Below are 6,720 nucleotides of genomic sequence, written 5' to 3'. Positions count from 1 at the left end.
GCCTGACATACGGGTTCAGGGTTCGCGAATCGTGGTGACGTCGTCCAGGCCGGCGATGGTCAGCACCGGCGCGAGCAGCGGGGTTGCGATCAGGTGGACGCTGTCGACGTGCGGAAACACCGCCGCCAGGCCCGCACTGTCGATGTATTCCACGCCGGTCAGGTCGATGACGAAGGCGCCGTCCGCGGCCCGGTGCCGCGCGTCCGCCAGGGCCGCGGCGAAGGACGCGACGTTGCTCATGTCGATCTCGCCGGTGGCCGCCAGGACGGTGGCGCCGTCGGCGCGGCGGTCGGTGGTGAAGCTCAGCGCCGTGCTCATCGGGAGATCCTCGCCTGCAGGCCGACGACGGTGCCGGTGGCGCCCGTCGAGATGGTCACTTCCTTCATCAACGCTCTCATCAGGTTCAGTCCGCGTCCGCGGTGCGGATTCGCGGCGGGCTGAGGAGTCTTCCACCGACCGGCGTCGGTGATCGTGAGGTGCAGATCGACGGCGGTGGCGGCCGCCCGCAGCCGGATCCGGCCGGCCGGGGCGTGGCGGTGACCGTGCTCGATCGCGTTGGCGCACGCCTCGCCGGCCGCCACCAGGACGTTCTGCGCCGTGGCGGTGTCCACCCCGCAGCGACTGAGCCAGCCGCGCAACGCGGAACGGACGGGCGCCAGCCGACCGGCCTCCGCCGGGAAGTCGAGCTCGAGCGGGCCGGGATGCCGGTACAGCAGCAGGGCCACGTCGTCGTGGTAGCCGCCGGCCGGGGCCATGCCGTCCATGACGTCGGTCGCGAGCGTCTCCAGCGGTGCGGCGCGCCCGTGCTGGAGGGCGGCGGTGACCCGGTCGATGCCCGCGGTCAACGGCTGGCGGCGGCGCTCGACCAGCCCGTCGGTGTAGAGCAGCAGGGTGCCCCGGCTGGGCACGGCATAGCGCGCCTCGGCCCGCGGCGCCCGGGAGCGGACCCCGAGCGGCCGCGACCGGCCCTGGTCGAGCAGGTCGGTGGTGCCGTCGGGATGGGTCACGACCGCCGGTGGATGCCCCGCGCTGGAGTAGGTCAGATTCCCGGTGGCCAGGTCGAGGATGCCGCAGAAGACGGTCGCGCACATGGCGCCCGGCAGCTGGGCGGCGAAGCGGTCGAGCGCGGTCAGCGTCTGCGCCGGGTCCGTGTTCTGCAGCAGCAGGGCCCGGCAGGCGCTGCGCAGCTGGCCCATGACGGTGGCGGCCTCCAGACCGTGGCCGACGCAGTCGCCGACGACGATGCCGATGCGCCCCTCGGGCAGGGTGACCGTGTCGTACCAGTCGCCGCCGACCTTCAGCGGGCGGGTCGCCGGCGCGTACCGCACCGCGAACCCGGCGGGCAGCCGGGCCGGCCCGAGGATGGCCCGCTGCAGCGCCAGCGCGGTCTCCCGCTGCTGGTCGATCTGGTGCACCCGGTGCAGGCCCTGGCCCAGGTGCCCGGCCAGCAGGGCGAGCAGGGTCTGATCCTGCTCGGTGAACGGCCGTTGCTCGGCCAGCTGCACCCACAGCACCATGGTGCCGTCGGGATGCTCCAGGGCGACACCGGCGCCACCCGCCCGGTCGGCGACCGGCGTGAGCAACGGCCTGTCCCGCAGCGCCGTGAGCGTCCGGCGGCGGTCCTCCGGCAGGCTCTCCCAGCGCAGATGCGGGTTCGTCGAGGCCACCGCGGGCGCCTGCGCGTCGTCGAACACGGCCGCGTACACGTCCGTCGCCTGCCACAGCTCCCGCAGCACCGCGAGCACACCGTGCAGCGCTCCGGTCGTGCTCTCCGCCTGGGACAGGCGCACGCTCACCGCCGCCACGGCGGTCTCCCGCTGAACGGCGTAATGCTCGGCCGTCACGTCGCGGAAGGTGCCGACGATGACGTGGCGTCCGGTGTCCGGATCCTCGGCCCGGTTGAAGGCGGCGGCCACCCACAGCCGGTGCCCGTCACGGTGGATCACCGGAATCGTGTACGAGCCGCTGTCGTGCTCGATCAGCAGCCCGAAGGCCTCGGTGACCCGCCGGTGCCCCTCGGGGTCGGCGGCGGGATCGGGCCACCACGGCGGCACCGGCGGATACGGCAGCCCTTCCGGCCCGTACCCCAGGATCTTGGTGAACGTGGAGTTGATCTCGATCACGGCGCCGTCGCCGTCGCAGACGAAGAAGGCCTCCTGCAACGAGTCGATCAGCGCCGTGCGCCACCGCGCGTGGTGGTTGCGCAGGCGGGCCAGCTTCACGTTCGTCCGCACCCGGGCCAGCAGCTCGGCCGACGAGAACGGCTTGACCAGGTAGTCGTCCGCGCCGGCTTCCAGGCCCTCGATCGAGGCCTCCTCCCCCGCCCGCGCGGAGAGCAGCAACACCGGGGTGCCGGCGGTGCGCGGGTCGGCGCGCAACGCGGCCACCAGCTGCAGACCGTCCAGGCGGGGCATCATGACGTCGCTGACGACGAGGTCGGGGCGGTGCAGCCGGGCCGCCTCCAGCGCCGCCTGCCCGTCGGCGACGGAGTCAACGCGATGGCCCGCGGAGCGCAGCAGACGGGTGAGGTAGTCGCGCATGTCCGCGTTGTCGTCTGCGACCAGGAGTCTGGTCGCCGCGCCCGCCACGAAGGCGCCACCGGGCGCGCCGAGCACCTCCGTCTCGTCCGTCTCCTCCGCCCGCGGCTCGGCGGGCAGCCACCGCAGCGCCTCCTGCACGAAGGGATCCGCCGTGGCGGAGACCGTGACCGCGCTCCGGGCGGTGGTCAGCGCGTCGGCCGGCAGGTGGGCGGTCCCGAACGGCAGGCGGATGACGAACGTCGTGCCCTCCCCCAGGACGCTGCGCGCGGTGATGGCGCCGCCGTGCATCTCGACGAGTTCCTTCACCAGCGCCAGGCCGATGCCGCTGCCCTCGTTGGAGCGCGAGCGCGCGTTCTCGATCCGGTGAAAGCGCTCGAACAGCCGCGGCATCTCCTGCTCGGCCACGCCGATGCCGGTGTCGGCCACGGTGATGACGGCCTGATCCGGCTCGGCGCGCACGGAGATCCGCACCGCGCCGCTGAAGGTGAACTTGACCGCGTTGCTGAGCAGGTTGAGGACGACCTTCTCCCACATGCCGCGGTCGAGATGGACCGGGTGCGGCAGCGGTGGGCAGTCCACCTCGAAGGCCAGACCCGCGCGCTCGACGGCGGAGCGGAATACGCTCGCCAACTCGGCGGTGACGGCCGCCAGGTCGACCGGCTCGTAGCTGGCCTGCATGCGGCCCGCCTCGATGCGTGAGAAGTCGAGCAGCGCGTTGACCAGCTTGCCCATCCGCAACCCGTTGCGGCGGATGACATCGAGGTCTTCGCGTACGCCCGGAGCCGTGTCGCCGTAGCGGACCAGCAGGTCCTCCACGGGGCCCATGATGAGCGTCAGCGGGGTACGGAACTCGTGGCTGATGTTGGAGAAGAACGCGGTCTTGGCGCGGTCCAGCTCCGCCAGCTCCTCGGCCCGGCGCTGCTGTGCCTCGTAGCCGCGGGCGCTGGCGACACCCGCCGCGACGTGCCCGGCGGCCAGCTCGACGAAACCGCGGTATCCCTCGTCCAGGACGCGGTAGCGGTTCAGCGCCGCGACCATGAAGCCGTACGGTGCGGCGCCCTGCTGCAGCAACGGGACCAGCAACGCATGGGTGGGCGGCTCACGCCAGTCCCCGGTCGGCAGGTCCTCGAACCGGGCGGCGTCGAGCTCCATCACGACGGACTCGCCGCGGTTTGGCGCCGGCCAGGTCGGCGTGCCGTCCGCCGGCAACACCGCCGGGGCGGCCGGATGACCGGCCGGGATGCCGGTCGACCCCGCCAGCCGGATCCCGTCGCCGTCGAAGAGGTAGATCAGCGTGAACGGCAGATCCCGCGGGTTGCCCCGGAGCTGGGCGTCGGTGAAGGCGAGCACCTGACGCTCGGTGCGAATGGCGCTCGGATCCGAGCCCAGATCCCGCAACGTCGCCATCCGCCGCTCGCCGATGACCCGCTCGGTCTCCTCGCTGACCACACACAGCATGCCGACCGGAGAACCGCTGTCGTCGCGCAGCGGGCTGTAGGAGAAGGTGTGGTAGCTCTCCTCGGTGTAACCCGAACGCTCGAGGAACAGCAGCAGCGCCTCGTCCCAGGTCGCTTCGCCGGTCGACAGCACGGTCTCGATGCGCGGGCCGATGTCCCCCCAGATCTCCGCCCAGACCTCGCTCGCCGGCCGGCCCAGCGCCCACGGGTATTTGTGACCCAGCGTGTCCCGCCGGTACGCGTCGTTGCAGAAGAAGGTCAGTTGCGGACCCCACGCCATCCACATCGGGAAGCGTGACGACAGCAGGATGTCGACCGCCGTGCGAAGGCTCTGCGGCCAGCCCGACGGCGCCCCGAGCGGGGTCAGCTCCCAGTCCACCGCGGCGAGATCACGGCCGACGGCACGATCGGCGGCGAACATCTCGGCACCGGAACTCTCATCGGGGCGTTCAGCACTGCTCACGGGCCGCGCTCTCCCATCGTCGACGCCCACCGGATCGAACGATACGCAGGGCAGGCGCAGAAGTCGCGGCGAGGCCGGATCCGGGCCCCGAGCGGGCTAAACCGATCGGGTTACCGCGTCGCGGCGGACCACCAGCAGCGCGACGTCGTCGACCGGGTTCTCCACGTCGATCGCGGTCATCACGTCGGTGCACACCTGCTCGGCGCGCACGCCCGCCCGGACCGCGGCGATCAGGGCGGCGATGCCCACGTCGATGATCCGGTCACGGCGCTCGATCAGGCCGTCGGTGAAGCCGGCCAGCACCGCGTCCGCCGGCCAGGGCAGTGTCGTGGACCGCCGCCGGAAGCGGGCCGGATCGATCCCGACGGGCGGGTCGACCGGCGCCTCCGCGAGGGCCGCCGGCCGCCCGGGCTCGGCGATCACCGGCGGGAAGTGACCGGCCAGCGAGAGCAACACCCGGCCGCGGTCCGGCGCGATCATCGCGTACAGGACCGTCGCCAGGCTGGCCGCCTCGAAGTGGCGCACCTTGCGGTCGAGCATCGACAGCGCCTCGGCCGGATCGTCACAGATCAGCGCGTACGCGCGCAGCGCGCTCCGGATGCGGCCCATCACCACGGCCGCCTGCAGGCCGTGCCCGGACACGTCCCCGACGACCACGCCCACCCAGCCGGACGGCAGCGTGAAGACGTCGAACCAGTCCCCGCCCACACCGAACTCGTGACCCGGCACGAAGCGGGCGGCCAGGTCGAGGCCCGGCAGCACGGGCAGCGTCGCCGGAAGCAGGCTGCGCTGCAACGCGAGCGCGGCCGTCTGGTCCAGCCGGTGCGCCCGGATCTCCCCGGCCGCGGCGGCCCGGTCGGCCACCAGCTGCAACAGTTGCACGTCGTCGTCGGTGAACTCGCGCAGCGTCCGGCTGCCGACGTGCAGCACCCCGACCAGCTCGCCGCCGGCCAGCATCGGCACGCCCAGCAGCGATCGCACGCCCGCCTCCAGCAGGAGGGGGTTCACCACGTCACCCGGTCGGATGTCGTGCAGCGCCACCGGCTGCCGCGAGGCGGCGACCCGGCCGGCGAACCCGCGCCCCACGGCGAGGCGGAACCCGCGCCGGACCTCCTCCTCGAGCCCCTTGGCCGCCGTCGCCACCAGCTGTTGCGCGCGCACGTCCAGGAGCAGCACGGCCACCGTGTCGACCTCGAGCAGGTCGCGGACCCGACCCAGCAACTCGTCGAGCAGGTCGGCGGCATCGAGGTGGCCGAGAGCGGCGTCGGTCACAGCTTCCAACCGGCGCAACCGCTCATCGGCGGCCATAGCCTCAACGCTCGCCACGGAGTCAGCCTATACATCCGGCAGGTGTTCGAATCCTTCCCCGGCCGAGCGACGGGCGGGCCCGGGCTACGGCCGTTTCGGCCGCTCCGCCCGGTTCTGAAACGTGGTGCCCGTCACGGTGCGCGACATCACTCCGGTCACTAATCCCTGCTCAGCGGCCTCACGGGCGCGATTGCGCCGCGCGAACGCCGAAAATGGGCTGCTCACGCCCGTGCGAGGTGACAACATGATCGGCTTCCGGGCTGCGTTTTCGGCTCGAAATGTCGGACAGAACTTGGAGCATGCCGTGACCGATCAAGCCGTCGCGCCGCCGGACAAGCTGGACGCCGCCGTGCTCAAGATCGCCGGCGTGGTGGTCCTGGGCGCGATCATGTCGATTCTCGACATCACCGTGGTCAGTGTCGCGCTGCCGACCTTCCAGACCCAGTTCGACGCCACGTACGCCAAGGTCGCCTGGACGATGACGGGCTACACGCTGGCGCTCGCGACGGTGATCCCGCTCAGTGGCTGGGCGGCCGACCGGTTCGGCACCAAGCGGCTCTACATGCTCGCCCTGCTGCTCTTCACGCTCGGGTCCGTGCTCTGCGCGACCGCCGACTCGATCGAGCAGCTCGTCGCCTACCGGGTGCTGCAGGGTCTCGGCGGCGGCATGCTGATGCCGCTCGGCATGACGATCATGACGCGGGCGGCCGGGCCGCAGCGGATCGGCCGGCTGATGGCCGTCCTGGGCATCCCGATGCTGCTGGGCCCGATCGGTGGCCCGATCCTCGGCGGCTGGCTGATCGAGGCGGCCAGCTGGCACTGGGTCTTCCTGATCAACCTGCCGATCGGTGCGATCGCGCTCGTCTACGCGTTTTTCGCGTTGCCGAAAGACAGCCCGCAGCCGTCCGAGTCGTTCGACTTCGTCGGCATGCTCTGACGCTTAAATGCACTA

Annotated in this window: 3 protein-coding genes and 1 pseudogene; 1 reads left to right on the top strand and 3 read right to left on the bottom strand. The window is 72.1% G+C overall.

What is annotated here, in order from left to right:
• Nucleotides 1-15 precede the first annotated feature (15 nt).
• From AB0M20_RS20300 to AB0M20_RS20290, 3 genes are all read right to left on the bottom strand, one after another.
• Nucleotides 16-318 carry an STAS domain-containing protein gene (locus tag AB0M20_RS20300; RefSeq protein WP_364300261.1) on the bottom strand — a complete coding sequence of 101 codons (303 nt, stop codon included), beginning with the start codon at nt 316-318 and terminating at the stop codon, nt 16-18.
• Nucleotides 315-4,460, bottom strand: coding sequence for a SpoIIE family protein phosphatase (locus tag AB0M20_RS20295; protein ID WP_364300259.1), 4,146 nt, complete (start codon nt 4,458-4,460; stop codon nt 315-317). Before AB0M20_RS20295 ends, AB0M20_RS20300 begins: the two co-directional genes overlap by 4 nt.
• A gap of 96 nt (nt 4,461-4,556) precedes the next feature.
• Nucleotides 4,557-5,786 (bottom strand): GAF domain-containing SpoIIE family protein phosphatase, encoded by a 1,230-nt coding sequence (locus tag AB0M20_RS20290; protein ID WP_364300257.1) that lies wholly within the window; start codon nt 5,784-5,786, stop codon nt 4,557-4,559.
• Between the two features lie 286 nt (nt 5,787-6,072).
• Here AB0M20_RS20290 and AB0M20_RS20285 point away from each other — a divergent pair.
• A pseudogene (locus AB0M20_RS20285) lies at nt 6,073-6,702 on the top strand (DHA2 family efflux MFS transporter permease subunit); the annotation flags it as partial.
• Nucleotides 6,703-6,720: the final 18 nt, after the last annotated feature.

It is taken from the genome of Actinoplanes sp. NPDC051633, from assembly GCF_040681735.1.
Lineage (GTDB): Bacteria > Actinomycetota > Actinomycetes > Mycobacteriales > Micromonosporaceae > Actinoplanes.
This window is presented reverse-complemented; position numbering and strand designations above follow the sequence as displayed.